At 59.5% G+C, this 25,963-nt stretch carries 24 protein-coding genes; 1 reads left to right on the forward strand and 23 read right to left on the reverse strand.

The genetic code is table 11. From position 1 onward, the window contains the following. From NITLEN_RS05825 to NITLEN_RS05870, 10 genes are all read right to left on the reverse strand, one after another. The gene (locus NITLEN_RS05825; protein WP_121988666.1) at positions 1 to 222 is read right to left on the reverse strand and encodes a hypothetical protein; all 222 of its coding nucleotides are present in this window, start codon (positions 220 to 222) and stop codon (positions 1 to 3) included. Between the two features lie 61 nt (positions 223 to 283). Beyond that, on the reverse strand, positions 284 to 724 hold the full coding sequence (gene cynS, locus NITLEN_RS05830) for a cyanase (protein WP_121988667.1): 441 nt from the start codon (positions 722 to 724) through the stop codon (positions 284 to 286). 61 nt (positions 725 to 785) lie between these two features. Beyond that, entirely contained in the window at positions 786 to 1,616 is an 831-nt protein-coding gene (locus NITLEN_RS05835) for a formate/nitrite transporter family protein (protein ID WP_121988668.1), read from the reverse strand. 328 nt (positions 1,617 to 1,944) lie between these two features. After that, a complete protein-coding gene (glnA, locus tag NITLEN_RS05840) occupies positions 1,945 to 3,354 on the reverse strand; it encodes a type I glutamate--ammonia ligase (RefSeq protein WP_121988669.1) in 1,410 nt (469 codons plus the stop codon). A 53-nt stretch (positions 3,355 to 3,407) separates the two neighbouring features. After that, entirely contained in the window at positions 3,408 to 6,092 is a 2,685-nt protein-coding gene (gene glnD / locus NITLEN_RS05845; RefSeq protein WP_245924391.1) for a [protein-PII] uridylyltransferase, read from the reverse strand. Continuing rightward, positions 6,089 to 6,427 carry a P-II family nitrogen regulator gene (locus tag NITLEN_RS05850; protein ID WP_121988670.1) on the reverse strand — a complete coding sequence of 113 codons (339 nt, stop codon included), beginning with the start codon at positions 6,425 to 6,427 and terminating at the stop codon, positions 6,089 to 6,091. The genes glnD and NITLEN_RS05850 overlap by 4 nt, the downstream gene beginning before the upstream one ends. A 101-nt stretch (positions 6,428 to 6,528) precedes the next feature. Continuing rightward, the gene (locus NITLEN_RS05855; protein ID WP_121988671.1) at positions 6,529 to 7,863 is read right to left on the reverse strand and encodes an ammonium transporter; all 1,335 of its coding nucleotides are present in this window, start codon (positions 7,861 to 7,863) and stop codon (positions 6,529 to 6,531) included. 90 nt (positions 7,864 to 7,953) lie between these two features. Continuing rightward, on the reverse strand, positions 7,954 to 9,321 hold the full coding sequence (locus NITLEN_RS05860) for an ammonium transporter (protein ID WP_425464138.1): 1,368 nt from the start codon (positions 9,319 to 9,321) through the stop codon (positions 7,954 to 7,956). 41 nt (positions 9,322 to 9,362) lie between these two features. After that, a complete protein-coding gene (locus NITLEN_RS05865) occupies positions 9,363 to 10,790 on the reverse strand; it encodes an outer membrane beta-barrel protein (RefSeq protein WP_181416666.1) in 1,428 nt (475 codons plus the stop codon). A 134-nt stretch (positions 10,791 to 10,924) separates the two neighbouring features. Beyond that, positions 10,925 to 11,146, reverse strand: coding sequence for a hypothetical protein (locus NITLEN_RS05870; protein ID WP_121988673.1), 222 nt, complete (start codon positions 11,144 to 11,146; stop codon positions 10,925 to 10,927). 2 nt (positions 11,147 to 11,148) lie between these two features. Here NITLEN_RS05870 and NITLEN_RS05875 point away from each other — a divergent pair, with 2 nt between their 5' ends. Then, positions 11,149 to 12,132, forward strand: a complete 984-nt coding sequence (locus NITLEN_RS05875) for a hypothetical protein (protein ID WP_121988674.1) — start codon at positions 11,149 to 11,151, stop codon at positions 12,130 to 12,132. Positions 12,133 to 12,156: 24 nt separating this feature from the next. Here the strand turns inward: NITLEN_RS05875 and NITLEN_RS05880 are convergent, their stop codons facing one another. The 13 genes from NITLEN_RS05880 to urtB form a co-directional block, all read right to left on the reverse strand. Beyond that, entirely contained in the window at positions 12,157 to 13,929 is a 1,773-nt protein-coding gene (locus tag NITLEN_RS05880) for an NAD+ synthase (protein ID WP_121988675.1), read from the reverse strand. A 443-nt stretch (positions 13,930 to 14,372) separates the two neighbouring features. Then, entirely contained in the window at positions 14,373 to 16,055 is a 1,683-nt protein-coding gene (locus NITLEN_RS05885) for a methyl-accepting chemotaxis protein (protein ID WP_181416667.1), read from the reverse strand. Positions 16,056 to 16,299: 244 nt separating this feature from the next. Further along, a complete protein-coding gene (locus NITLEN_RS05890) occupies positions 16,300 to 17,151 on the reverse strand; it encodes an urease accessory protein UreD (protein WP_181416668.1) in 852 nt (283 codons plus the stop codon). A 22-nt stretch (positions 17,152 to 17,173) separates the two neighbouring features. Continuing rightward, complete coding sequence (gene ureG, locus NITLEN_RS05895) at positions 17,174 to 17,845, reverse strand: urease accessory protein UreG (RefSeq protein ID WP_121988678.1); 672 nt, start codon at positions 17,843 to 17,845, stop codon at positions 17,174 to 17,176. Between the two features lie 15 nt (positions 17,846 to 17,860). Then, complete coding sequence (locus NITLEN_RS05900) at positions 17,861 to 18,547, reverse strand: urease accessory protein UreF (RefSeq protein WP_121988679.1); 687 nt, start codon at positions 18,545 to 18,547, stop codon at positions 17,861 to 17,863. A gap of 159 nt (positions 18,548 to 18,706) precedes the next feature. Continuing rightward, complete coding sequence (gene ureC / locus NITLEN_RS05905) at positions 18,707 to 20,434, reverse strand: urease subunit alpha (RefSeq protein WP_121988680.1); 1,728 nt, start codon at positions 20,432 to 20,434, stop codon at positions 18,707 to 18,709. After that, a complete protein-coding gene (gene ureB / locus NITLEN_RS05910; protein ID WP_121988734.1) occupies positions 20,431 to 20,844 on the reverse strand; it encodes an urease subunit beta in 414 nt (137 codons plus the stop codon). The genes ureC and ureB overlap by 4 nt, the downstream gene beginning before the upstream one ends. A gap of 67 nt (positions 20,845 to 20,911) precedes the next feature. Next, the gene (gene ureA / locus NITLEN_RS05915) at positions 20,912 to 21,214 is read right to left on the reverse strand and encodes an urease subunit gamma (RefSeq protein ID WP_121988681.1); all 303 of its coding nucleotides are present in this window, start codon (positions 21,212 to 21,214) and stop codon (positions 20,912 to 20,914) included. Positions 21,215 to 21,221: 7 nt separating this feature from the next. Then, the gene (locus tag NITLEN_RS05920) at positions 21,222 to 21,650 is read right to left on the reverse strand and encodes a hypothetical protein (RefSeq protein ID WP_121988682.1); all 429 of its coding nucleotides are present in this window, start codon (positions 21,648 to 21,650) and stop codon (positions 21,222 to 21,224) included. Between the two features lie 84 nt (positions 21,651 to 21,734). Continuing rightward, positions 21,735 to 22,445 (reverse strand): urea ABC transporter ATP-binding subunit UrtE, encoded by a 711-nt coding sequence (urtE, locus tag NITLEN_RS05925; protein WP_121988683.1) that lies wholly within the window; start codon positions 22,443 to 22,445, stop codon positions 21,735 to 21,737. 2 nt (positions 22,446 to 22,447) lie between these two features. Then, entirely contained in the window at positions 22,448 to 23,212 is a 765-nt protein-coding gene (gene urtD, locus NITLEN_RS05930; protein ID WP_121988684.1) for an urea ABC transporter ATP-binding protein UrtD, read from the reverse strand. Next, on the reverse strand, positions 23,209 to 24,375 hold the full coding sequence (urtC, locus tag NITLEN_RS05935) for an urea ABC transporter permease subunit UrtC (protein ID WP_219999397.1): 1,167 nt from the start codon (positions 24,373 to 24,375) through the stop codon (positions 23,209 to 23,211). The genes urtD and urtC overlap by 4 nt, the downstream gene beginning before the upstream one ends. Beyond that, positions 24,365 to 25,951, reverse strand: a complete 1,587-nt coding sequence (gene urtB, locus NITLEN_RS05940; protein ID WP_181416670.1) for an urea ABC transporter permease subunit UrtB — start codon at positions 25,949 to 25,951, stop codon at positions 24,365 to 24,367. Before urtB ends, urtC begins: the two co-directional genes overlap by 11 nt. Positions 25,952 to 25,963 lie beyond the last annotated feature (12 nt).

Genomic DNA, 25,963 nt, shown 5'->3' on the forward strand with positions numbered 1-25,963 from the left:
CTAGTGAATTAACTCTACGCGGTATCCGGTGACCTCTCGTACCAATCGCACGATCCCCGCCCGGCTCCATCGATCGACGGCGAGAAACACCTGCGCCTCACAATCGCTCCCCAGCACGCCGGCAATATCGTCGAGCCTCAGCGTGCGTCGGGCGCGGAGTAGATCGCCGAGGGTCTGTTCCAGTCCCACGTGTGTCCGATCGCCGGTTCGTTCCATGTTCATCGCCGCCTCCTTTCCTTCGTTCCGTCCACACCATAACGCCGGCACCCCGGCGTCGCTCCTACTAGAAGGTCTTATATTCAAGCCACTTCCCGTTCAGCGTAATCTTGCAGCGGGCTTCGCCCTGACTGCCGGTCACCTTTTCCATATCAAGCGTGAAGTCGATCGCGCTCATGATGCCGTCACCAAACATCTCGTTCGCTTGCTCACGCATCGAATCTCCATAGACTCCGATGATTTCCAGCAGTCGGTACTTAAAAGGATCGGTCGCATTCGGGAAATCGGCCCGCACCGGAAACTTGCTGAGCGACGCGGTCAGATCGGCATCCAGGCCGATGAGATCACCGATCTTCTTGGCTTCATCGGCCGTGAACTTATGATTCCCGTTCAACGCCGCCGAGACAAACGTCGGATTCTTCCCCACCGTTTTGGCGATGTCGGCAATCGTCACCTTCTTGGCCAACCGCTTCTCCTTGATCGCCTTTCTGATTTCATCCTTCGACATGGTCACCATCTCCTTTTTAAAATTAAAAAGTTTACGCCCCAAGAATCCTGACTCTCCCGCTCTACGACTGCGCCGCCACCGACACGGCCGGCACCGGAACGGCGACCGGCTCCGCGGCTTCGACCCGATAGGGACTCACAAGCCAATAGAGTCCTCCGACGAACAGTCCGCCGCCGACTACATTGCCCAGCACGACAAAAAACTGGTTATACCAAAAACCCGCCCAGGTCACGGCAGCCTCATGCGGCATGAACAGCGCCATGCCCAGGAACGATTGATTGGCAATGCTGTGCTCAAACCCAATCCCGATAAAAGCGAACAGACACCAGAAAATCAACATGATCTTCGCCGCGTCACTGCTGGTCCGCCCCGCCGTCCAGACCGCCAGACAGATGAGCCAGTTACACAGGATGCCGCGCACAAACAACTCCCAGGGTCCCAGCGACATCTTCACACCGGCCACGCGTTGAATCATCTCAGCCGCCGGCCCCTTGGCAAACACGCCCGATTCCACTACCAGCCACGCCAGCGCCAGCGAACCCGCCAGATTCCCCAGCCATGCCCAGAAATTGATCCGAAACACTTGCCCCCAGGTGACGCTGCCCGAAAGCCCGCCGATCACCCCGATCATGTTGTTGCCGGTGAATAGCTCTGAGCCGGCGAAGATCACCAGCGTCAACGCAATCCCGAACGAGGCGCCCATGACGAGTTTCACCGCCGGCGATCCGGCGGCAGCCAGCGGCGCGCCCAGGCTAACGATCAGCGCGATCCCGAATCCCAGATAGATGCCGGCCATGGCCGACAGAACGAGATAGCCCATCGGCGATGAATCGAGAAACCCGAGCTTCTTCTTCGCGACTCCCGCAATCCGTTCATGATCTGCATGATGCATGGTGCCCTCCAGGTTAAGCCGGCCGCCGCCTGTCCGAAAAACACAAAAGGCGTCCCCCTCCCTCACGGGAGAAGGACGCCTTTGTCCACCTCACGACAGGTCTGCCGCGACCTGCCTCTATACGCAAGGCTTCGACGAAGAAGCCTCACTGGCTCAGAAATTAAAAAGGCGTCCGCCACTCTTTGCAGAATGACGGACGCCTTTGTCCGTTGCCTTATGTCGAAAACTTTGACCGAGGCGCCTTTGCCTCAATCAACTCAAGGCCGATTTGTATCACGCCCCAGGTCCACCCGTCAACCTATCTGTTCGAATAGGCCGCGGCAATGCTCTAGATGTCGTAGTACAAGTAGAACTCGTACGGATGCGGACGCAACCGCATCGTATCGACTTCCTTCGTGCGCTTGTACCCGATCCAGGCCTCGATCAGATCCTCCGTAAAGACTCCGCCCTTGAGCAAGAATTGATGATCCTTCTCGAGGTTGTTGAGCGCCTCATCCAGGCTGCCTGGCATGGTCTTGATCTTGGCCGCTTCCTTCGCCTCAAGATCGTAGAGATCCTTCTCGGCCGGTTCGCCCGGATTGATCTTGTTCTCGATGCCGTCCAATCCCGCCATCAACATGGCTGCAAACGCCAGATACGGGTTGGCGCCGGGATCCGGGAACCGCACTTCGATCCGCTTCGCCTTGGGGCTCGGTGAATACATCGGGATGCGGATACCCGCCGACCGGTTCCGGCTGGAGTAGGCCAACAACACCGGCGCTTCAAATCCTGGGGTCAACCGCTTGTACGAATTCGTCGTCGGGTTCGTGAACGCCGCCAACGCCGGCGCGTGCTTGAGGATGCCGCCGATGTAGTGGAGACACATCTGCGACACGCCCGCGTATTCCTTGCCCGCGAACAACGGCTTGCCGTCTTTCCAGATGCTCTGGTGCGTGTGCATGCCCGAACCGTTGTCGCCGAAAATCGGCTTCGGCATGAAGGTCGCCGTTTTGCCGTGACGACGCGCGACGTTCTTGACGATGTACTTGTACATCATCATTTTGTCGGCCGTCTTGACCAGCGAATCGAAGCGGATGTCGATTTCCGCCTGACCGGCCGTGGCCACTTCGTGATGATGCTTTTCAACTGAGATGCCGGCCTTCTCCATCTCCAGAATCATCTCAGTCCGGATATCCTGCTGTGTGTCGGTTGGCGCCACCGGGAAATAGCCTTCCTTGGAGCGAATCTTTCCGCCCAAGTTGACGCCCTCTTGCCCCATGTTCCAGACGCCTTCTTCGGAATCGATGAAGTAGTAACCGCTGTGATTCGTCTGGTCATAACGGGCTTGATCGAAAATGAAGAACTCGGCTTCGGGCCCCCAGTAAGACGTGTCGCCGATCTTGGTGCTCTGGAGGTACTTCTCCGCCTTCTGCGCGATGAAGCGGGGGTCGCGATTGTAGGTCTCGCGGGTGATCGGATCGACGACGTTGCCGATCAGACTCAGCGTCGGGACGGCGCAGAACGGGTCCATGCAGGCGGTCGAAGGATCGGGCACCACCAACATGTCGCTGTTGTTGATCGCCTTCCAGCCGCGGATCGACGAACCATCGAGGCCTGACCCATCCTTGAACAGGTCTTCCGTCAACTCCCCGAGCGGAATGGTAAAATGCTGCCACGTCCCGATCAGGTCCACGAACTTCAGATCGACTACTTGCACCTTGTTCTTCTTCGCATACTCCAACACTTCACGAACGTTCATCCCCTCCTCCTTTCAGGCTCTCCACAACAAGCTGCGTGAGACCTTTTCGACGGTTATGCTGCCTTCACACCCAGAAACTCTTCGATTTCCTTCCAGATCCCCTGCCTCACCAGCTCAATCTGTTCCGCGTGCTCGACCTTTTTCCCCTGGGCATCGGTCACGTAAAAGACATCGGCCACTTGATCCAGCCGCGTCGAGATCCGCGCGGCATGCACCGACAAACCCTGCCTGAAAATCGCATGGGTAATCACATACAACAATCCCTGCCGGTCGTCGGCGAATATGTCGACAATGGTATACCGCTCTGACGTTTCATTGTCGATCCGTACTTCCGTCGCCTGCCGAGCCGGGCGGATCAGCCGTGACGCGGACATCCGGGTGCCCCGCTGCACGACGGCCTCCACCGCTTCCTTCCCCTGCAACACCGACCGAATCATCGCCCCGATCGACTCCAGCCGGTCTTGTGGAGGCGCTCCCTTATAGTCGGGATCCGTCACCTGGAACGTATCGACCACCACGCCGTCCAATCGGGTCAGAATCTGGGCATCGAGAATCTGCAACCCGTTCGCCGCCATGACCCCGGCAATCTTGGAAAAGATTCCCGGAATGACATCGTTGAACGCCACGACCGCATACTCACACGTTCCAAGCCCCTCGTTGAATTCCGAATCAGCCAGGACTTCGCCGGCCGTCAAGCGGCGAATCGTCGACAGGTGTGACGCAATTCGCCGAGGCGATGTGCCATAGGCATAGCGCAAGGGAAACTGGCGCAGCTGCCCCTCTACCCACTGCGATGAAATATCCGTCTGGCCGGCGAACGCCGGTTGCCGCATCACCTCGGAGACAATGCTCTTCAGCCGCTCCGGAGCGTCAGCCGCTTCCCGCTCACCAGACACCTCCTGCATGGTCCGGACATAGAGCTCGATCAGCAACGACTCTTTCCACTTCGTCAAGACGCCGGGCCCGACGGCCGCAATATCAGCCGCGGTCAACACCAACAGTTTGCGCAGCACCTCCGGCGTGCCGACTTCACGCGCGAACGGCATGACGACTTTTTCGTCATTGGGGTCTCGGCGGAATGCGGTATGCGCCATCAGGAGATGGCGGTGCACGAGAAACGCCACGGTCCGCCGCTCGGCCTCATCCAAGCCCAAACGCGTCGCCATCTCCTCGGCAATCCGCCGCCCGACTTCGCTATGATCTTCCTCCTGCCCCTTCCCCATATCATGAAGAAAGACCGCGAGGTGCAGCAGATCTCTGCGCTTCACTTCCCGATAGACTTCGCCCAACATCCCTTGATCCTGCGCAAACGATTCGACCTTCGCAACCGCCAGCAGGCTATGCTCATCCACGGTGTACTTATGGTACTGATTGAACTGCATCAGTCCCCGCACGGACGAGCACACGGGTATCAACTTCTCCAGCAAGTGCGCGCGGTGCATCGCCTCTAGCGTGGCGGCGGTGCCGGGCCCAGCCAGAATGCTCATGAAAATCCGGCTCACGTCAGGAGTGCGAAATCCTTCGTCCGCGAGCCCTTCCATATGGCGGTGAATCTCTTCCACCAGAGCCGGCTCTATCGCGACACGCTTGGACCGCGCCAGATCGAACAGCCGCATCAGCAAGGCCGGGCTTTCAATCACCCGCGGTCGTAGCTCGATCGGCACGGTCAAAACCTCGCCGCTCAGCACAAAATATTTCTCCAGCTTGGCCGTCGGCAGCCAGCCGGCGAGTCGCGCCCAGAGCGACCGCGACTTGCACCGCTGGACAAACCTCGTCGTAGCTTCGTGCAGTCCCATCGTGTGGCGATAGTACTGCTGCATGAACTGTTCGACCGCCAAAAGATGCGGACGGTCTTCAAATCCGAACCGCGCCGCCAGCCAGACCTGCTCCTCAAACGAGAGGATCTCCTGCGCCATCCCGGCATGCACGTGCAACAGCCCGCGCACACGAAGCAAAAACTCCCGGGCTTCACTTACCACCACATAATCCTGGCGCGACAACATGCCGCGATCCGACAACTCGCGAATCGTCGGCGCTTGATAGCGGGCAATGCCCGCCCATTGCAACAGATGCAGATCGCGCAAGCCTCCCTGGCTTTTCTTCACATTCGGCTCGAGAAGATAGACGGTCTCGCCGAACTTCTCATATTCCCGACGCCGCTCGGCCAGCTTCTGATCGAGATACTTGTCGACCGCCACTGTAGCGACCTTGCGGAAATAGGCAGCGTGAAATTCCTGGAAGAGTTGCGCATTCCCGGTCAGGAATCGGGCTTCCATCATCGACGTCCGCACCGTCGCATCGCTGAGCCCAAGGCTGAGGCAGTCCGCAATCGTGCGCACGCTATGCCCCACCTGAAAGCCGACGTCCCAGAGAGGATGCAGCACCTGCCGGACAAACTCAGGCACAACCTTCGCCGCCTCAGGACGGAACAACACCATCAGATCAATATCCGAGTAGGGCGAGAGTTCCCGGCGTCCATACCCGCCGATCGCCACCAGGCAACAGTGCTGAAAGCCCGCCGTCATCATGGCATCGCCGCCCTGCCGCGCGGCATTGCGATACCGGCCGATAATCAGCGCATCGACGAGATCGGTTTGCGCGACGACCACCTCTGCGCCCGACACACCATCCAGCAGGCGCTGGGCGATCATCTGGCGCTGCTCCGCCAGTACGGCCCCGACGGCGACGCCGTCGAGGCCAGACAAGGACTCCGCCCGTTGGTCGGAACTGGAACTCACAACGCGGTGTCTCCGGTTTCTCCGGTCCTGATCCGGACGGCCATCGCCAGATCGCGGACGAAGATCTTTCCGTCCCCGATGCTGCCGGTCTTGGCGGTGCGTGTAATCGTATCGAGCACCCGCTGAACCTGGCTATCCTGCACCGCGACTTCGATTTTCACTTTTGGCACGAATTCGATCGTGTATTCCTGCCCACGATAGGTTTCTTTGTGCCCCTTCTGACGGCCGAACCCTTTGACCTCTGTCACGGTCATACCCTGGATACCGATTTCCAGCAACGCATCCTTCACTTCATCCAACTTGAACGGCTTGACGATCGCCTCAATCATTTTCATGGTGCAGCCTCCTCACCGACAGTCTTGCGAATCGACGGCCCGCTCTCGACGCCGCCGCCCCAAGCTCCGGCATGATCGTGTAGAATAGTGTCATCCACAATTTATGAATAGGCGCGCTCATCGTGTTGACTCAAGTCCAACCCCGTGGATTCGTCCTCGGGAGAGACCCGCAATCCGACGCTCGCATCCACTACTTTCAGAATTAACCAGGTCCCCACGACAGAAAACGCCGCGACGGCGACGACCATGACCGCCTGAATACCGAACTGGGCCGCGTTGCCATAGAACAACCCGTCCGCCCCGGCGGCGTTGATGGCCTTCGACGCAAAGAGCCCCGTCGCCAGAACGCCGAACACGCCGCCAACACCATGAATTCCCACGACATCAAGGGAGTCATCATAGCCCATCCTCCCCTTCCAAACAACGGCGAAATAGCACGAAACCCCTGCAAATACGCCGATTGCAATCGCCGACATCGGTCCGACATACCCGGCGCTCGGGGTCACGGTCGCCAACCCGGCCACGGCTCCGCTCGCCACGCCCAGAACGGTCGGCTTCCCTCGATGCATCCATTCCGTACACATCCACACGAGCGCGCCGGTCGCACCCGCTGCATGCGTCGCCAGAAAGGCGCTGCCGGCCAATCCATTGGCGCCTAACGCGCTGCCTGCATTGAAGCCGAACCAGCCGAACCATAAGAGGCCGGTTCCCAACAGCGTAAAGGGAAGGTTGTGGGGCGCCATGTAATCCGTCCCGTATCCCTTCCGTTTTCCGAGGACGATCGCACACACCAGCGCGCTGACGCCGGAGCTGATGTGCACCACGGCGCCCCCTGCAAAATCCAGAGCGCCCATTTTGCCCAGCCAGCCGCCCCCCCAAATCCAGTGGGCGACCGGCGCATAAATCACCACGGACCAGAGCGCCGCGAACAACAGCAATGCGGAAAACCGCATGCGCTCCGCAAACGCGCCCGTAATCAACGCCGGAGTGATGGCGGCAAACATCAGTTGGAACAGCATGAACACTTGATGCGGAATCGTCGGCCCGTACACCGGATGCGGATCGCTGCCGACGCCGTTGAGCCCGACCCAGTCCAGCCCTCCGATCACTCCCCCCTTATCGGGGCCGAAGGCCAGACTGTATCCGAAGAAAATCCAGATAAGACTGACCAACGAGAGAATAATCAGACTCTGCATGATCGTACCCAGAATGTTCTTGCTCCGGACCAACCCACCATAGAACAACGCCAGCCCCGGTATCGTCATTGCCAAGACCAGCGCGGAGGACATGAGCACCCAGGCCGTATCTCCCGTATCGATTTTCAGCACGGGAGCGGCGCTCCCGACAACGGCCGCGGTATCCTGAGCCGATACCACCGACCCGGCACCGGCCGCCAACGCGCCCAGCATCACGGCCGCAATAGTCCAGGCAACCATCTTGTGGCTCCTGCGACTCCGGCCTGCGCCATCACGCTCACGATTCTGGTCAGCCACCTGCTCCCTCCTTCTCTCCGGTCGCTCGTCGCATTACGAATAGGCCCGCTCATCGTGCTGACTGAGATCCAACCCCATTCGCTCTTCCTCTTCTTTCACGCACAAGGGCATCATCATTCCAATCAGTTTCAAAATCGCAACCGTCCCCACAAACGCAAATCCCGCCGAGATCAAGACCGTGACCGCCTGAATACCGAACTGGGCCGGATTGCCGTAGAACAGCCCGTCCGCCCCGGCGGCGTTGATGGCCTTCGACGCAAAAAGCCCTGTCGCCAGTGCGCCCCAGATCCCGCCGACTCCATGAATCCCGACGACGTCGAGCGCGTCATCGTACCCGCATTTGGCTTTCCAGACTACGGCCAGATAACACAGTCCTCCTGCCACCAATCCGATCATGACTGCCGATAGTGGACCGACAAACCCGGAGGCCGGCGTAATGGCGACCAATCCTGCCACAGCACCGCTCGCCGCGCCAAGCACCGTGGGCTTGCCGCGATAGATCCATTCCACGGCCATCCACGCCAGCGCCGCCGCCGATGCCGCCACATGGGTGACCACAAAGGCACTGGTTGCCAATGCCCCCGACGCGACCGCACTGCCGGCATTGAAACCGAACCACCCGAACCAGAGCAATGACGCACCTAAAACCGTCATCGGCAGATTGTGCGGCACCATATGCTCTTTCCCATATCCCAGTCGTTTCCGTAACACGAAGGCGCAGGCCAGGGCGGACGCGCCGGAACTGATATGGACAACCGTGCCGCCGGCAAAATCCAACGCCCCCATGTTTCGCATCCAGCCGCCGACCGCCCACACCCAATGGGCCAGCGGATCATAAATGAGCGTCGACCACAGCAGCGTAAAGACGAGAAAGCTGCTGAACTTCATCCGTTCGGCGAACGCACCCGTAATAAGGGCCGGCGTAATGACAGCAAACATCATCTGGAAGATCATGAACGCCTGATGCGGAATAGTGGCCGCATAATCGGCATTGGGCTCAAGCCCCACACCGTTCAGTCCCAACCATTCGAGTCCTCCGATCAGATGCCCTTTGTCGGGCCCAAACGCGAGCGAATAGCCCAGGAGCACCCACTGGACACTGATCAGGCAGAGAATAATGAAGCTCTGCATGATCGTACCCAACGCATTTTTCCCTCGGACCATCCCGCCATAGAACAAGGCCAGCCCTGGAGCGGTCATGGCCAGCACCAAGGCGGTCGACACCAGCACCCACGTGGTATCTCCGGTATCGATCTTCGGTGGAGCCGGAACGGCCGCCGGAACTTCGGACGCAGCGGCAACTGGCGCGGACGCCGCCGGGGCGCCGCCTTCTTGGGCGAGTCCCTCTGTCGTCCCCGCCATCAGGGCAAGACAGGCCAGAATCGGTAGCATCGCGGTCATGAGACGGCATAGTGGCTTCATGATGGCTCCTTCTTCCTTGCTCAGAATAGGTACACGAGTTGGACCGACAACGTTTCTTGGTTGTTGGCCGGCCGGCTTCCATGCAAGAACACATTCTTGTTGGAGTGGTCATACCGGAATTCCGCCCGCGTGATGAGAGAAGGAAACGGCTTGTATTGAAGCGTGTACGTATTCTCCCAGAGTGTCTGAGGGATACCGCCCGCTCCCGCGTTCGTCACCCCTACCGCCGAACTGCCGCTGGCGCAGGTATTGGCGCCTCCCGCGAAACTGATTCCTCCGGTACATGTCCGGGTGCCCCCCGCATCCTCAAAAATCTCTCCTCGGAACCTGACACTCCACTCTTCGTCAAAATCATGGATCAGATACCCCGCGATTCCGTTCCATCGCGCATTCTGAGATTGACTGACTGTGCTGGCGTTGCCCTCATTCACATAATAGGGTTCCAGGACCACGGTATCCTTGGCCGTCGGCTTCAGTGTAATGATCGAACCGACGACGAAGCGTTTTGCACGGGGATCGTTTCCTGTCGTATACGGCGTGCAGGTCGGGCTTCCACCTTGACAGTTTGCTTGCTCGGCTCCATAGGAGCCATAGAAACTGATCCCGGCTTTCTCATGCGGGGTCAGTGCGACCAGCCACTCAAGGGTCTTCCCCCTGTTATTGTCGTCGACATTGTCCCAACCGTTGATCAAGCCGAGCGACGCGGTCACGACCGGATTGAACGTATAGGTGAACCGGATGCCGGTCGTCGTGAAGGCCTGGCCCACACCGAACATAAAGCTGCGCGAGAAGTTCGCATTCTCAAAACTATTGATGACCTCGTATCCGATCAGTGTATTGATCTTGCCGGCTTGAACCTTCAGACCATTGCCGATCGGAACGACGTACTCGCCGTAAACCTCTTGGAAATCGAGCTCATTGTTGCTGGTATTCGGCGCAAAATTCGTTCGCGCCTTCGTCACCCTGGCATCCAAGCCGAAGTTCAGCCGGGCGCGGAACCCGAGCCGGTCCATGCCGCTTCCGGCTCCGTCCGCGGGCCGCTCCAGCATGAGTTGCGCCATGTGAGTCGAAAAAGAATTCGCGTCGGTATCGAAGATGTGCAGCTGATTGAGATTGGTGTTGGGATTGTTGAAATTGTGGGTATAGGCCACATCCAGAAACCCGGACGCCTTGAACCCCAATGCTTTCCAGAGTGAGGGGGCTTCTACTTTCTTTTCAAGCGCATCCAACCGCTCGTGCAGGGTCGGCGGCGCGTCGGGAGCCGGCGCAGGCGGCGCGGAGACTTCTCCCCACGCAGATGGGCTGCCTACGAAGACGATGGCGAGCAAACCGATGGTCAGGAACCGCAGGGTCCTCTTCACGACATACATGACGATCTCCTCAATCGAGTGGTGATGATGATCCAGTGGTCGCTCGCACACTACCGTGACATCATCGTCGTCACGCACGCCGTTGTGCCCATTCTTCACACACCGACAGGGCAAAAAAAAGTCCTCAGGTCTCTTTCGGTGAAAGAGGCCGGAGGACGTCATTGTCCTTGCCAGGCACGTAAAGCGGCCGTTAGAGAAACGCCATTGTCCCTCTAAACAGGCACGGCTTGTACCATGGCCGTCAAACCGCTGTCAACTTGGCCCTTGGCGGCGCTGATCTCAGGTCTCCCGCTGTCCGGAAGAATCAACCCTGTACCGATGACACGCCCCGTTGCTTGCCCCGGCATATCCCCCGCAAAGAATTGCGCGCGGCTCCCCACGTGTTCCGGCTCAACCTGACGCCACCCCGTCACCTGTGGTAGATTCGCGCTCACTCATGAATGCCTTACGCCATCAACCGACTAGAAATACGCCCTTGCGCCGCCTCCTCTTGCTCACCCTCATCCTGTTAGGTCTGGCGGGAGCAGGCTGCAATACGGCCCCGGCAGTCGGCACAGTTCTCTTTGAAAGCCCGCAGGGGACCGTGTACCTTCAGCACCTGCCCGATCGGGCCTTCCAGGCCAGTCACCCCATCACACTTGAACCGGCCCTCCTTGCCAGAATACTGCAAGGCCTGCAAATTCAAGAACGGGAGCGCGTGCTCCAGAGCCTCCTGGCAGGATCGCCCTCTCCGGTCTCGGTCTTCTCAGAAGACCAGATTCGCTTCCTCGCGCCATTGATTGCTGAAGGGTTACGGACGGCGACGCCTGATCAGCGTGTCGAGTATCGCCTTCGTGCGCAACGCAACACGTTGGCATCGGAATCCTCGAGCGTCGAAACCACGGCAGGGTCGGTATACGCCTACGGCCCAGCGCTCTACGTTTCACTCTCTCAATATCGCTATGAGCCGAGCCTGACTAACACCGACGATATTGCTCACCGACGTCTCCCCGACGCCTCCGGCATGGCGAATCGCACGCTCGTCTTCACTCCACTTGCGGCCGTACTGCCGGGAACCGGCCGGTCAGGTGAACGGCTGGTTGCAATCGACCTTCGACTGTTGCAGGAATCGGCCCCTTCGGCGAAAGCACCGGCCCAGGCCACCCCGCAAGCTGAACCTCTTGGAAAGCCGGTTCCCGCGCCGCAGGCTGCCGTTCGCCCATCCGCCCCTCCGGCTGTCTCGGCAGAACTTCTGGAAGCAAAAGATGCAGAAATCCGCTCGCTTAAGGACCTGGTCATCAAGAAGGACTTGGAGTTGGATGCGCTGAAGAACGAATTGCAATCGAGTAAACGGCAGCCCAGCAACCGGGCCACTACACCGCAGGATAGCTCGGCCCGTAAAAATAAACGGCCTCCGAGCCGGCAGGAACCAACCCCCTAGTAACGCGCTGGCGAGCAGTACCGGCTAAGAAATGCGGTACCCACTCGTGATCGGCATCCGCCGGTCTTTCCCGAACGCCCGATGCGTAATCTTGATCCCGATCGGCGCCTGTCGCCGTTTGTATTCGCTGCGATCCACCAAACCAATCACTCTGGCCGCCACGGCCCGATCGAATCCCATCGCAACGATTTCCTCCAGCGATCGGTCCTCCTCCACATACGCCTTGAGGATCGGATCCAACACGGGATACGGCGGCAGACTGTCTTCGTCTTTCTGATTTGGCCGCAACTCGGCGGTCGGTGCGCGATCGAGAACGCGCTTTGGAATCACCGGCGACTTGCCGGCCGCATTGCGCAGATGCGACAGCTCATAGACCATCGTCTTCGGCACATCCTTGATGACGGCAAACCCACCGGCCATATCGCCATAGAGTGTCGCATAGCCCACGCTCATCTCGCTCTTGTTGCCGGTGGTCAATACAAGATGGCCGAACTTGTTCGAGTAGGCCATCAACAGATTTCCTCGAATCCGTGCCTGGAGATTCTCCTCCGTGACATCGACAGGCCGTCCGGCAAACGCCGTGGAGAGGGCGTGGCGATAGACGTCGAACATCGCGGTGATCGCAATCGTGTCGCAGGCAATTCCCAGCCGCCGGGCCAACTCCGCCACATCCTCGCCGCTTTCCTGTGACGTATAGGGCGAGGGCATGAAGAGACCGAGCACGTTGTCCGCGCCCAGCGCATCGACCGCGATCGCAGCGGTGATGGCCGAATCGATCCCGCCGCTCAATCCAATGACAGCCTTCTTAAATCCGTTTTTCCGCACGTAGTCCCGCACCCCGAGCACCAACGCGGCATATACCTCGTCCAGCTCATCCCACAGCGGCTCCAGCGCAGAAACGACGAACGTGCGTTTCGGCGCGGCGGGCAGCCGGACCGTCATCCGCTCGACCGCACCCGCCTGCTTGGCGCTCAGCGCCTTCGTCCGCCGCTGCACCATGCGGTGACGCGCCACAGCATCGACGTTCAAATCCGCCACCAGGAAATCTTCCTGGAATGATTTGGCCCGCGCAACGACCGCGCCGGTCTGATCGAGGACCAGACTGTTGCCGTCAAACACCAGTTCATCCTGCCCGCCTACGGTATTCGTGTACGTCACAATCACACCGTTCTCGCGGGCGCGCGTGGCCAGCATCTGTTCGCGAATCCGGCTCTTGCCGATCTGGAAGGGGGACGCATTGATGTTGATGATGACATCCGCTCCGGCAGCGGCCTGCAACCGCGTCGGACCGTCCGGGAACCAGATGTCTTCGCAGACCGTGAGGCCGACGGTCGCGCCGCGAAGGGTGATAATCGGCAGGGTTCTCCCGGGATGAAAATACCGGCTCTCGTCGAAGACCCCGTAGTTCGGCAGGAGCCACTTGCTGTACCGGCACAACACGCCGCGCTCGCCGATGAGCGCCGCGGCATTGGTCAGTTCATGCTGTCCCGCGGCGACCACCGACTGCCTGAACGTCCCGTTGGCCGCCGGCCCCTGGCCGACATGGCCGACCACCGCCAACACGCCGATACAGGCTTTCGCGATGTCGTCCAACGCCCGCAGATTGTCCGCGACAAAGCGCGGCTTCAGCAACAAATCTTCAGGAGGATACCCGGTGACCGCCAGCTCAGGAAACGCGACCACATCGGCCTTGGCCTTCCGGGCCTCCTTGATCCAGCGCTTGATCGCACGGCTATTCCCGGCAATATCGCCGACCGTAGGGTTCATCTGAGCCATCGCCACTCGAAGTATACGCATGCACTACCCGTTTCTATGAGAATGCTCAACACAGTCGCCGGCAAGGCCGCAGCGACGAGAGGAACCGAGGCGTACAAGTCCGGTACGCCAAGGTTCCGAGCGAGCGAGAACGAAGCCGGCGGCTGTGTTCAGCATTCACCACAAAAAAAAACGTCCTCTGGCGTTTCATCCCATCACCGTGGGGGAAATGCCGGAGAACGTCATTGTTCGCCTAGTTCGATCAGTGCGCCAGGAGACGCGGTTGTCGCCCGAAATGTACCGGGCGATTTATAGCAATCGCCCTTCTCATCTGTCAATGGCAAACCACGGCGAGGCTCAAAAACCAACAAGCGATTCCGATCGGATACCTCTGCCAGGCTGTCCTCACTCCAGGCAGAGCCCCCGTTCGCTACAGCGCTCCGCTCACAACGTTGACGCCCTCCCTGATCGAGCCGTCGGATCCGTCAGAGCTTGAAGCGCCCGATGAGGGTCTGGAGATTGACCGTGAGGCCATCCAATTCGCTGGCCGCGCCGGCGATCCGCTGTGTTTCTTCCCCCGTGGTGGCGATCACGCGCGAGATCACCTCCATGTTCATCCCGATCTGCCCGCTGGCCACCGTCTGCTCTTCCGTCGCCAGGGCAATCTGCACAATCATGTCGGTCACATGTTGCGAATTTGTCACGATCTCCTTCAGTGCGAAACCCGCCAGATCGGCCAACTCCACGCCGCTCTCCATTTCCTTGGTCCCGGCGTCCATCGCGCTAATCGCGCCGGAAGTCTCCCCCTGAATCTGCTTAATCATGGACGCAATTTCTTTCGTCGCTTTGGACGTCCGCTCAGCCAGCTTCCGAACCTCATCAGCCACGACCGCGAACCCGCGCCCCTGCTCTCCTGCTCGCGCGGCTTCAATCGCCGCGTTGAGAGCCAGCAGGTTCGTCTGATCCGCGATATCGTCGATCACAAGGATAATTTCGCCGATTTGATCGCTGGACCGGCCCAAGGTCTGCACCGTACTGGCCGACTGGTTCACGACATCGGAGATGCGCCGGATGCCGGCGATCGTAGCATTGACGCCGTGACCGCCTTTTTCCGCCGCAGCCTTCGCCGCCTTGGCCGCATCGGCCGTCTCGGTCGCGTTGTGCGAGGTTTCCGATATCGTCTTCGACATTTCCTGCACAGCCGCGGCGGCGCCGCTGGCCTGTAGCGTTTGCTCTTGGGCTCCGCGAGCCAAATGATCGGCGCTCTGCGAAATGCGGGCGCTGGCGTCGGCCACATTGTGCGACATCTCCGCCACCTGACGGAGGGTTTCGCGCAAATCCATCACCATTTTATTGAACGACTGTGTCAGCTGCCCGATTTCATCGCTCGGCCTCGACGAGGTTGCGGAGATGTCGATGGTGAGATCGCCCTGCGCCACCTGCACCGTCACATCGCGCAACCGGGCGACCGGCTTTGTCACCTTATGCCGGATGATCAGGAAAGACGCCAACTGCAAGACCCACAGCAACATCAGCATGACGATGATCGACTGAAGATATTCATAGCTTTGCGCGGAGGCCTCCTCAACCTCCCGCTTGGTGCGCGTATCGAGCATACTCACAAATTCGGCCACCGGGGCCATGATCGTCGCTTTATCCTGATGGTACTTGTCGTCGAACATGATGCGGCGAGCCTGCTCGAAGTCCGGCGCCGCCTTCCGCGTATACCCGCCTTGCCCATCGCTGAACTGTCCTTTGACGGCATTCATGGCGATCGTTTCGGTCGTCACCAACGAGTTGGAATTGTCTTCCGCTTCCTTCAGCTTGCGGAACTCGTCTTCGGTGAATCCCGCCTGCTGCATCAAGGTGCGCAACGCCACCTTCTGCCCGTCCAGACGAGTCGCCACGCCGTTGCGGACGGCCAGAATATTAAAGTATTCCGCTTCGTGCTTCTCGTTGCCGGTGATCACATAGGTGCGTGCCAGGCGCGTCAAATCATCCGACCCTTGACGGAGCTCATCGGCCAGCAGGTAGGACTCATAGCGGTTCACTTGAGCGGCCTCCAAGGTACGCTGGCCCTGCAACATGAGCACGGCCGCCACGCATAGGCCGGCCAGCAGTAATACCGTGACCGCAAAAATGGCCGTGACTATCTTTTGTAATGACATACGACGCTCCCTCTCTTGCCCAATGGACGCGCAACCGCTCTTACGCCACGACATCGGTAGGTAAACTCTCAGACTTGAGGCCCTATCGGCCGAATTCCATAAGAAATCGCAATTTAGATCAGTTGGCGGGCCGCACGTCGGGAAAGGCGGTTAACAGGCCGCTCTCAGGATAGGCCTGTCACGCACCCATCAGAAGGCATCGGAACAGAAGACATCAGAAACAGATCGTTACAGGCAGGCTCGGTCAATACCGCCGCAACAACGGAGCGGGCAGATCCCAAAGGATCAGCCGCAGATGGCTCCAAGCGGCTTCTACAAATGCGGTGAGGGCCGGGGCCGATCGCGCCACGACTTTTACCACGAGTCCAGGCACAGCCGGCTTGGATACTCCCCCGAGTAACTGCTCCGGCTGCTGCCCACACAATTCAACCAGTTCATCCTCCAACGCGGCCAGTCTCTCCGGCCCGACCGCATCCCCGATCACAAAGAGCGACCCGACATAGTCCCAGCTCTTCACCAGGCCGCCGACGGAATCGGGCGTCACCGACAGCCGCTCGACGACCGAGCGTCCGGAAGCCATCCGAATGACAATCTCATTCTCATAGCTTGCAAATGCCCACCGCTCCGCTCTTGCCACGCGCCCGGAAGCCATCGCATCCCACAGCACCACCGTCGCTCCCGGCGCCAGCTCGACATGGATCGATTGGCGAAATCGAGAACCGGCAAAAGGAATCGTCACTTCCGGCAGCCATTCCAGCCGCGCACCGGCACCGGCCGTCACACGGATCTCTTGCACGGCCGGCTCGCCTTCGCTCCGGTACACCCGAGTAGCCGAGGGACTCGTCATCAACACATGCGTATCTGCCTCCAGTCGCGCCGCCACCGTCACATGATCGCCGCCGACCAGACCGCCGGACGGATTCACCAGCCAGGTGTAGGCGCACCCGCTGTCATCGAGGAAGGAAGGAGGAAAGTAGTGCCACGGGCTTGAACAGGACGACTGGGTAAGGACCGTACGCGGCCCCTGCCGCTCAAACACATAACTCAGCGCACCCCGCCGTCCAACAGCATCCAGAACCGGATCATGTGCACTCATTGAACGCACCGCAGGCCTTTCGTCAATGATGGTGGGAGTGGCCTGGAATGAACGGCTCGATCCAGGCGACGACATCATTGAGGCCCTGGCCGGTCTTCAGGTTGGTGAAGATAAACGGCAACTCGCCGCGCATCTTACGACTGTCGCGATCCATGACAGTAAGATCAGCGCCGACATGCGGAGCGAGGTCGATCTTATTGATCACGAGCAGGTCGGAACGTGTGATGCCGGGACCGCCTTTACGCGGGATCTTGTCTCCGGCAGCGACATCGATGACATAGATGACTTTGTCCGCCAGTTCGGGGCTGAAGGTCGCAGCCAGATTATCGCCGCCACTCTCGACAAACATCAGTTCGACTTCGGGATGCCGCTTCAGCAAATCGTCCAGCGCCTCCTGATTGTGCGAGGCATCTTCGCGGATCGCCGTGTGTGGACAGCCGCCGGTTTCAACGCCGAGGATCCGGTCTTGCGGGAGCGCACCGCGTTTGGTGAGAAACTCGGCGTCTTCCTTCGTGAAAATATCGTTGGTGACCACCGCGAGGCTATAGCGATCCCGCAGCGCCAGGCAGAGCGCCTCCACCAACGCCGTCTTGCCGGATCCCACCGGACCGCCGACACCGATGACCGGAATGCGCCGCGCCCGCGCCGCCGTTACTCGTCCTGTGCCACAAAAATGCTCGTCTTCCCGATGCATGGTTCGATCCCTCTGTTACGACCGAAACAACCGCGACTCCAATCGACTATGCCGCATCGCATAGATATCCTGAACCGGCGACCAGGAGCGCATCGCGCATGGCTCCGCCGCCTGCCGGCTCACACGTTCGATGACTTCCAGCCAGCCGTCCAGCAACCGTTGGCCTTCGCGTTGCCCTACCGGGATCAGCTTCATGGCGGCAGCGACATACCCCGTCGCGACTTGATAGAGAAAGGCGGCAATCGAATCAGTTTTCGACCACCCGGCGGCCGCCAGCGTGAGCCCCATAGCAACGGCAATATGTCCCGGCGTCTCATCCGCCTCGACCGCAGCCTGATAATCCTCGATCAATAGAGACCTGTCATTCTGTTCCGCCGCCAAGCGAATCACCTGCCGCCCCATCTGGCGGCTTGCCATTCGGCCTTCATACCCAAGCTTCATCGCATCCAGTTCATGATCGGCGGTCATCGCCGGTTCAAGGATTCCTGAAATGAATGCGCGATGCGCCATCCCCACGGCCACCGCTTCACGCTCGCCGATCCCGGCCGTCAACGATTCCGTGACAAAGCGAGCAAGGTCATCTGATGTCTTGACCGCCCCACCCTGCACCGCCGCCTCGAGGCCGGATGAATAGGCATAGCCTCCGGACGGAAAGAAGCTATCGACGAAGCGGAGACCTGTGAGCAGTGATCGCGTGTTCATTCGTCTGGCTGATCCTTCGGACCGCTCCTTCGAATAAGGCTGCTCAAAACGTTGTCCAGCAAGGCCGCAGCCGACGAACGCACCGGAGGCGTACCCTCTCGGGTACGTTGAGGATGCGTTCAAGGCAAGAACGCCGCTGGGCGACGTTTTCAGCAGCCGTCAAAACAGGAAATACCGCTGCGCCATGGGCAACACCGCGAGCGGATCACAGGTGAGGATTTGCCCGTCGGCCTTCACGACATACGTTTCCGGATCGACTTCAATATGCGGCAGCGCATCGTTCAGCTTCATATCCCGCTTGCCGATCCCGCGGCATTTCTTCACGGTGGCCACGCGCTTCTGCAAGCCAAGTTTCGTATGGACCTCTTGCTCCATGGCTGACTTCGAGAGAAAGGTCAGACTCGTGGCAAAGGGCGCCCGGCCAAAGCTGCCGAACATCGGCCTGGTCAAGACAGGCTGGGGCGTCGGAATCGATGCGTTCGGATCGCCCATCGCCGCCGACATCGGGAACCCGCCCTTCAACACGATGTCAGGCTTGACGCCGAAGAAGGCCGGTTTCCACAACACGAGGTCGGCGAGTTTCCCGACTTCAATCGATCCGACTTCATGCGCGATTCCGTGCGCAATCGCGGGATTGATCGTGTACTTGGCCACATACCGCCGCACGCGGAAATTATCGTTGCTGCCGGACAGCTTCTCCGCCGCCGTCTGCGACAGATGCCCGCGTTGCACTTTCATCTTATGCGCCGTCTGCCAGGTGCGGATGATCACTTCGCCCACCCGCCCCATCGCCTGCGAATCGGAGGACATGATGCTGATCGCACCCATGTCGTGCAGAATATCTTCGGCGGCAATCGTTTCGCGGCGGATGCGCGACTCCGCGAAGGCAATATCCTCGGGCACGCGCGGATTCAAATGGTGACAGACCATGAGCATGTCGAGATGCTCGTCCATCGTATTGACGGTGAAGGGCATCGTCGGGTTGGTGGACGACGGCAGGACATTGGCCTCGCCGCATACTTTGATGATATCCGGCGCATGCCCTCCGCCCGCTCCTTCCGTGTGGAAGGAATGGATGGTGCGCCCCTTGAACGCCTTGATGGTGTCTTCGACAAACCCGGCTTCATTCAACGTGTCGGTATGGATCGCCACCTGCACGTCATAGTCTTCCGCGACATCGAGACAGGTCGAAATCGCCGCCGGTGTCGTCCCCCAATCTTCGTGCAGCTTGAGGCCGATCGCGCCGGCTTCGATCTGTTCCCGCAATCCCTCCGGCAACGACGAATTGCCTTTCCCTAAAAATCCGAGATTGACCGGAAACCCGTCAGCCGCTTCCAGCATGCGATGCAGATTCCACGCGCCCGGCGTACAGGTCGTCGCATTCGTCCCCGTCGCGGGACCGGTCCCTCCACCGATCAACGTCGTCAGTCCGTTCGCAATCGCTTCCGTAATGATTTGCGGACAGATGAAATGGATGTGCGTGTCGATCCCCCCCGCCGTGATGATCTTTCCCTCGGCGGACAGGACTTCAGTCCCCGGTCCGATTTCCATGCCCTTCGTGACTCCGTCCATGAGATCGGGATTGCCCGCCTTGCCGATGCCGACAATACGGCCATCGCGAATCCCGATGTCGGCCTTCACGATCCCCCACCAATCGATAATGATCGCATTGGTGATGACGAGATCGAGCGCGCCTTTGGCGCGAGTGGCGGAAGGCGATTGTCCCATGCCGTCGCGGATGACTTTGCCTCCGCCGAATTTGGCTTCTTCGCCTGGCACCGTCAGGTCGCGGGTGATTTCGATCAGGAGCTCCGTATCCGCCAGACGCACGCGATCGCCGGCTGTCGGCCCGTAGAGATCGTTGTATTGGCGTCGGGTGAGTTTCATAGTCCCGTCCCCTTCCCGATAAAGCCCGACTCCTTGGCCCTGGCTATCGCCTGTTGCTTTACGTTCGGATCATCCAGCCGGCCATTCACCAGGCCATTGATCCCGTACACCACCCGATTGCCACCGAATGCCACCAACGTCACGCGCTTGTCTTCGCCCGGCTCAAATCGCACCGCCGTTCCGGCCGGCACTTGCAAGCGGAAGCCATACGCCTTCTCGCGATCGAACCGCAACGCCCGATTGGCTTCGAAGAAGTGACAGTGCGACCCCACCTGAATCGGCCGGTCACCGGTGTTTGCGACGGTCAGCTCGACAAGCGGCCGGCCGTTGAGCGCAATGATGTCGCCTTCGCCGAGGATGACCTCACCGGGAATCACCGCGGCAGGCTGGAGAGACACTTTCTTCACCACCTTCACAGCGGCTGCCCGCTTGGCCGGCTTTTTCTTGACCGTCGAGGACTTCTTCATATGACACCACCTATCGAATCGGTTCGTGAACGGTCACGAGTTTTGTCCCATCCGGAAATGTGCCCTCTACTTGAAGCTCGGGAATCATCTCCGCCACGCCGGACATGACGTCGCTTTTCTTCAACAGCGTCGCGCCATAGCTCATCAAATCCGACACCGCGCGGCCGTCGCGAATCCCTTCTAGAATCGCCGCGGTGATGTAGGCCATCGCTTCCGGGTGATTCAACTTCAACCCGCGCGCCTTCCGCTCCTTCGCCAGATTGGCCGCGACATAAATCAGGAGCTTTTCTTGTTCTCTCGGCGTCAGATGCATGAGATCCTCACTCCGATGGCAGTACACCAAAGTCTTTGGCAATCGCACGAACGAGTGGATTGAGTGCAAATGGATTGAGGTTGGGAACGAAGATCGTCACTTTCATCCAAACCTTCTCCCCCTTCACAATCCAGAGGCCATTCACCATCGGCGGTTTCAAAAGGCAGTTCCCTCTGACGAGAACATCGACGAAGCCGGTATCGTCCTTCAGCGTGACGAAGTAACTTCCGATACAAGGGCTTACTAATCGCCAATCGTCGAAATTCTCTTCAGTAATTGGTTCAACGGCCTCGACGACACCCGACAGAATCAGATCGCGCCCGATCAGAGCACTCGTTCGTTCCCGCAACTCCTTAATCGGCAGCTGCCGGCCGGCTGGAAGATCCGCCGCAGCAACGGAACCGGATAACGTACTGACAACGACCATCACACCCATACAGACAGTCAGTATACCCGGCCACTTCAATCGCGCACCCCTTAGTACCCACTCTCAACCGTCCCCACTGCCCGGACAGCTACTCTATACCACCAGATGCCGCTTCACCTCTTCGGCGCTCAATTCGCTCGTCTTGCCGGCGGCCACGACCGCTCCTTTCGCCATGATGACGTAGGCGTCGGCCAACCGCGCGGCAAAGTGCAGCCCCTGTTCGACCAGGAGAATAGCGAAACGCCTGGAGTTTTTGAAGCCGATTATCACGTCTTCGATCTGATCGACGACGGAGGGCTGAATCCCTTCAGTCGGTTCGTCGAGCAAAAGAACTTTAGGATCGGAGAGGATCGCCCGGCCGATTGCTAATTGCTGCTGCTCACCGCCGCTCAAGACGCCGCCCGGCCGCTCCAGAATTTGCGTCAGCTTGGGAAAAAGTCGATACACCTCATCGAACGCCGTTTTCTCCGTCGCGCTATCGCCCTTCGTGGCCCGCGCCCAGAAGCCGAGCTGTAAATTCTCGCGCACGGTGAGATGCGGGATGATCTCACGCCCTTGGGGGACATAGGCCAGTCCCTTCCTCGCCCGCCGGTCTGTCGCCTCGTTCGTAATATCCATCCCGTTCAGCGCGATCTGCCCGGACCGCACCGGCAGCAATCCCATAATGGCCTTCAACGTGGTGGTCTTGCCCACCCCGTTGCGTCCCATGAGACAAGCAACCTGCCCCGCCTCAATCGTGAACGAGACTTCGCGCAAGATGTGACTCTCGCCGTAATAGACGTTGATGTTCTGTAGCTGCAACATCCCTAATGTCCAACCTTCTGACGGCCAAGGTAAATTTCCCGCACCCGCTCATTCGCCTGGATGACATCGACCGTGCCTTCGCAGATCACCGTCCCCTCATGCAGAACCGTGACGGTGCGGGCAATCTGCCTGACGAATTCCATGTCATGCTCAATGACAATGACCGCATGTTTCTCCGCGAGCGTCTGGAGCAACACTCCGGTCTGCTCGGTTTCTTTATCCGTCATGCCGGCAACCGGTTCATCCACAAGCAACAGCGCCGGATCCTGCAAAATGACCATGCCGATTTCCAGCCACTGTTTCTGCCCGTGCGAGAGCGAGCCGGCCCGCCGGTGCGGATGCTCCTGCAGCCCAATCGTTTCCAGCGTCGCCTCGATTCGCTCCCGTTCAGCGGGGGTTGATTTGCTCAGGAGCGTGACGAACACCCCTTTGCTGTCCCGCTTCAACGATAGATCCAGATTCTCCCAGACCGTCAGGTTGCTGTAGATCGACGGCGCTTGGAACTTGCGGCCGATCCCCAGCTTCGTAATTTCATCTTCCCGCTTCCCAATCAGATCGACATCCTTGCCGAAAATCACGCGTCCGTGAACCGGCTTCGTTTTGCCGCAGATCACGTCCAGCAATGTCGTCTTCCCGGCGCCGTTCGGTCCGATGACCACGCGCAATTCGTGATAATTAACAATGAAGTTCAGGTTGTTGAGCGCCTTGAATCCGTCGTAATCGACAATGACGCCTTCCAGATAAATGATGGAACCTTTGTCGCTCATGACGCTGCTCCTTCCGGCTCAGGCTTGGCTTTTCTGAATCGTTTCCGGATCGTGTCGATATGCATGCGCCGCATGAGGCCCACCAAGCCGTCGGGAAACAGCAGCACCACCGCAATGAAGAGACCGCCCAGAAAGAAGGGCCAGAGCTCGGGGAAATAATTCGTCAGGATGCTGCGGCCGAAGTTGACGCCGACCGCACCGATGATGGCGCCGATCAAGGTACCTCGTCCCCCGACTGCAACCCAAATCACCATTTCCAGCGAAGGCAGCACACCGATCTGCGCGGGCGTAATAATCCCCACCTGCGGCACATACAAGAGTCCGGCGAGTCCCGCGAGCCCGGCCGACACCACAAACACAAACACCTTATAATTCGACGGCGAATAACCTGAGAATAGGACCCGCTGCTCGCTGTCGCGCACCGCGACCAGCACCTTGCCCGCGCGTGACTGGATGATCCACCGGCAGAGGAAATACGCCCCGCCCAGCGCCAGAACGGTGACGACGTACAGCGTGCGTTGCGTGCCCGGATCGCTCAGTCGGAACCCCAGGAGCTGCTTGAAATCCGTCAATCCGTTGGTTCCACCCAGGTTGGTTTCGTTGCGATTGAACACCAGCCAGGCCGACAGGGCCACAGCCTGCGTGATGATCGCGAAATACACCCCCTTGATCCGGCTCCGAAACACCAGCAGGCCGAAAACCCAGGCGCAGGCCATGGGGACGAGAATGCCCAACCCCACCGCCGCCAGAAAACTGTAGAACGGCGTCCAGAACAGGGGCAATTCCTTGACCTGGTTCCACACCATGAAATCCGGCAGGGCACTGCCATAGACGCCTTCCGATCCGATCGTGAGCATCAGGTGCATGCCGATGCAGTAGGCGCCGATACCGAAAAACACCCCTTGCCCCAGACTCAGAATGCCGGTGTACCCCCAGATGAGATCCAACCCCAGGGCCAGAATGGCGAAGGCGAGAAACTTCCCGAATCGGTTCAGCGTGAAATCCGAGACGTACAGCCACGAATCTTCAGCGGGCAGGAGGTTCAACGCCGGCAGGACGACAAGGAGCACCAACCCGACGAGCCAGAAGAGAAGCCCCTCACGTTCTGGTTTCGGTTGCGTTTCGATCGAGGTCTCGTTGATCGTGTTCATGTTAGTCCGCATGCCGCCCCTTAATGGCGAAAAGACCGGAAGGGCGCCGTTGCAGGAACAAGATCACCAACCCCAGAATGAAGACTTTACCGTAGACGGCGCCGAAGCTCGGTTCAAGAAATTTATTGAGGCTGCCGATGCCTAATGCCGCGACGATCGTACCAGCGAGCTTGCCGACTCCGCCGGTCACCACGACCATAAATGAATCAACGATGTAATTTTGCCCCAGGCCAGGCTCGACATTTCCCACCAGCGTGAGGGCGCACCCGGCCAATCCCGCGAGCCCGGATCCGAATGCAAAGGTGTAGGCATCGACTTTTCTCGTCGGAATGCCCAGACAAGCGCTCATGTTCCGATTTTGAGTGACCGCTCGCACCCGCAACCCGAGGCTCGATCGAAAGAGCGCCAGATAAATCCCGATGACGCAGACGATCGAGAGCGCGATGATAAACAGACGGTTGTACGGGAAATAGACGCCGGCCAGCACTTGCACGCCGCCGCTCAGCCAGGCCGGAGCGGTCACGGCGGTCACATCTCCGAACAGCACCCGCGCCAACTGAATGAGCACCAGGCTGACGCCCCAGGTCGCCAACATTGTTTCCAGGGGACGGCCATACAGAAAGCGGATCACGGTCGCTTCGATAAACAGGCCGCAAGCCCCGGCTACAAGAAACGCGACGGGAAGCGACGCCAGGAAATACGCATCGAAGATCGACGGGGGTAAGTAGGCTTTGAACAACTCCTGGGTCATGAACGTGGCATAGGCCCCCACCATCATCAGCTCGCCGTGAGCCATGTTGATGACGCCCATGAGACCGAACACGATCGCCAGGCCTAACGACATGATCAACAGAATGGAGCCGAGGCTCACGCCTCGAAACAGCGTTTCGAACACCCCGGCCCAGGTACTCCAGAGCTCGATCCGCTCAATCGCCTTTGTGACGGCAAGCCGGACCGGACCGTTGGATTCGAGCGCGCCGGCGTTGCCGGACAACTGCTGCGCCAGTTCTTTCAACGCCGGAAGCGCGTTTTGACTTTTCAACTCTCCCAGCTTTTCGGCGGCGGCAATCCGCGCGGCGGGATCCTCCTCCGCAAGCCGGAGTAAGGCCGCCCCCTCTTCCATGGCATAGCGAACCCAATACTGTGGCTCCTTAACCGCAGCGGTCTCCAGCCAGGCTCTCGCCACCGGTTGACCGGACGTCCCGAGGTCGCCGGCCGCCGCGCGCCGCACGGCCTCATCGCCGCTGGCAAGATTCAGCTTATTCTTCAACAGGGTCTTGATCGGTTTGACCGCCACCCGCGTCGCGCGATCGGCGTCGTCAAGCGCGCGCTCCAACCGGCTGAGCGTCGCGGCATCACCCGTATCGACCAGCGCATGCACCGCCTGCTGGCGCACGTCGGCATCCTCGCCGGCGAGCTGCCCAATGAGCCTGTTGATATGTTCCATCTCTGCCGCATCGGCCGCCGCTGGCGGAGAAGAAGTGACCTCGTCCAGGCCGGCTGCCCGAGCCGTCATCCCCCACGCAACAAGTACCACCACGGCAAGCACTGCGAACCCCTGGCGAATCCCCAATCCTGTTATCGTCACGCTACAACCACC

The organism is Nitrospira lenta, from assembly GCF_900403705.1.
Lineage (GTDB): Bacteria > Nitrospirota > Nitrospiria > Nitrospirales > Nitrospiraceae > Nitrospira_D > Nitrospira_D lenta.

What these genes read in the sequence shown, in the direction of transcription:
- NITLEN_RS05825 (WP_121988666.1), bottom strand. Translation starts at nt 222, where the DNA reads ATGAACATGGAACGAACCGGCGATCGGACACACGTGGGACTGGAACAG.
- cynS (WP_121988667.1), bottom strand. Translation starts at nt 724, where the DNA reads ATGTCGAAGGATGAAATCAGAAAGGCGATCAAGGAGAAGCGGTTGGCC.
- NITLEN_RS05835 (WP_121988668.1), bottom strand. Translation starts at nt 1,616, where the DNA reads ATGCATCATGCAGATCATGAACGGATTGCGGGAGTCGCGAAGAAGAAG.
- glnA (WP_121988669.1), bottom strand. Translation starts at nt 3,354, where the DNA reads ATGAACGTTCGTGAAGTGTTGGAGTATGCGAAGAAGAACAAGGTGCAA.
- NITLEN_RS05850 (WP_121988670.1), bottom strand. Translation starts at nt 6,427, where the DNA reads ATGAAAATGATTGAGGCGATCGTCAAGCCGTTCAAGTTGGATGAAGTG.
- NITLEN_RS05855 (WP_121988671.1), bottom strand. Translation starts at nt 7,863, where the DNA reads ATGGTTGCCTGGACTATTGCGGCCGTGATGCTGGGCGCGTTGGCGGCC.
- NITLEN_RS05860 (WP_425464138.1), bottom strand. Translation starts at nt 9,321, where the DNA reads ATGACCGCGATGCTACCGATTCTGGCCTGTCTTGCCCTGATGGCGGGG.
- NITLEN_RS05875 (WP_121988674.1), top strand. Translation starts at nt 11,149, where the DNA reads ATGAATGCCTTACGCCATCAACCGACTAGAAATACGCCCTTGCGCCGC.
- NITLEN_RS05880 (WP_121988675.1), bottom strand. Translation starts at nt 13,929, where the DNA reads ATGCGTATACTTCGAGTGGCGATGGCTCAGATGAACCCTACGGTCGGC.
- NITLEN_RS05885 (WP_181416667.1), bottom strand. Translation starts at nt 16,055, where the DNA reads ATGTCATTACAAAAGATAGTCACGGCCATTTTTGCGGTCACGGTATTA.
- NITLEN_RS05890 (WP_181416668.1), bottom strand. Translation starts at nt 17,151, where the DNA reads ATGAGTGCACATGATCCGGTTCTGGATGCTGTTGGACGGCGGGGTGCG.
- ureG (WP_121988678.1), bottom strand. Translation starts at nt 17,845, where the DNA reads ATGCATCGGGAAGACGAGCATTTTTGTGGCACAGGACGAGTAACGGCG.
- NITLEN_RS05900 (WP_121988679.1), bottom strand. Translation starts at nt 18,547, where the DNA reads ATGAACACGCGATCACTGCTCACAGGTCTCCGCTTCGTCGATAGCTTC.
- ureC (WP_121988680.1), bottom strand. Translation starts at nt 20,434, where the DNA reads ATGAAACTCACCCGACGCCAATACAACGATCTCTACGGGCCGACAGCC.
- ureA (WP_121988681.1), bottom strand. Translation starts at nt 21,214, where the DNA reads ATGCATCTGACGCCGAGAGAACAAGAAAAGCTCCTGATTTATGTCGCG.
- NITLEN_RS05920 (WP_121988682.1), bottom strand. Translation starts at nt 21,650, where the DNA reads ATGGGTGTGATGGTCGTTGTCAGTACGTTATCCGGTTCCGTTGCTGCG.
- urtE (WP_121988683.1), bottom strand. Translation starts at nt 22,445, where the DNA reads ATGTTGCAGCTACAGAACATCAACGTCTATTACGGCGAGAGTCACATC.
- urtD (WP_121988684.1), bottom strand. Translation starts at nt 23,212, where the DNA reads ATGAGCGACAAAGGTTCCATCATTTATCTGGAAGGCGTCATTGTCGAT.
- urtC (WP_219999397.1), bottom strand. Translation starts at nt 24,375, where the DNA reads ATGCGGACTAACATGAACACGATCAACGAGACCTCGATCGAAACGCAA.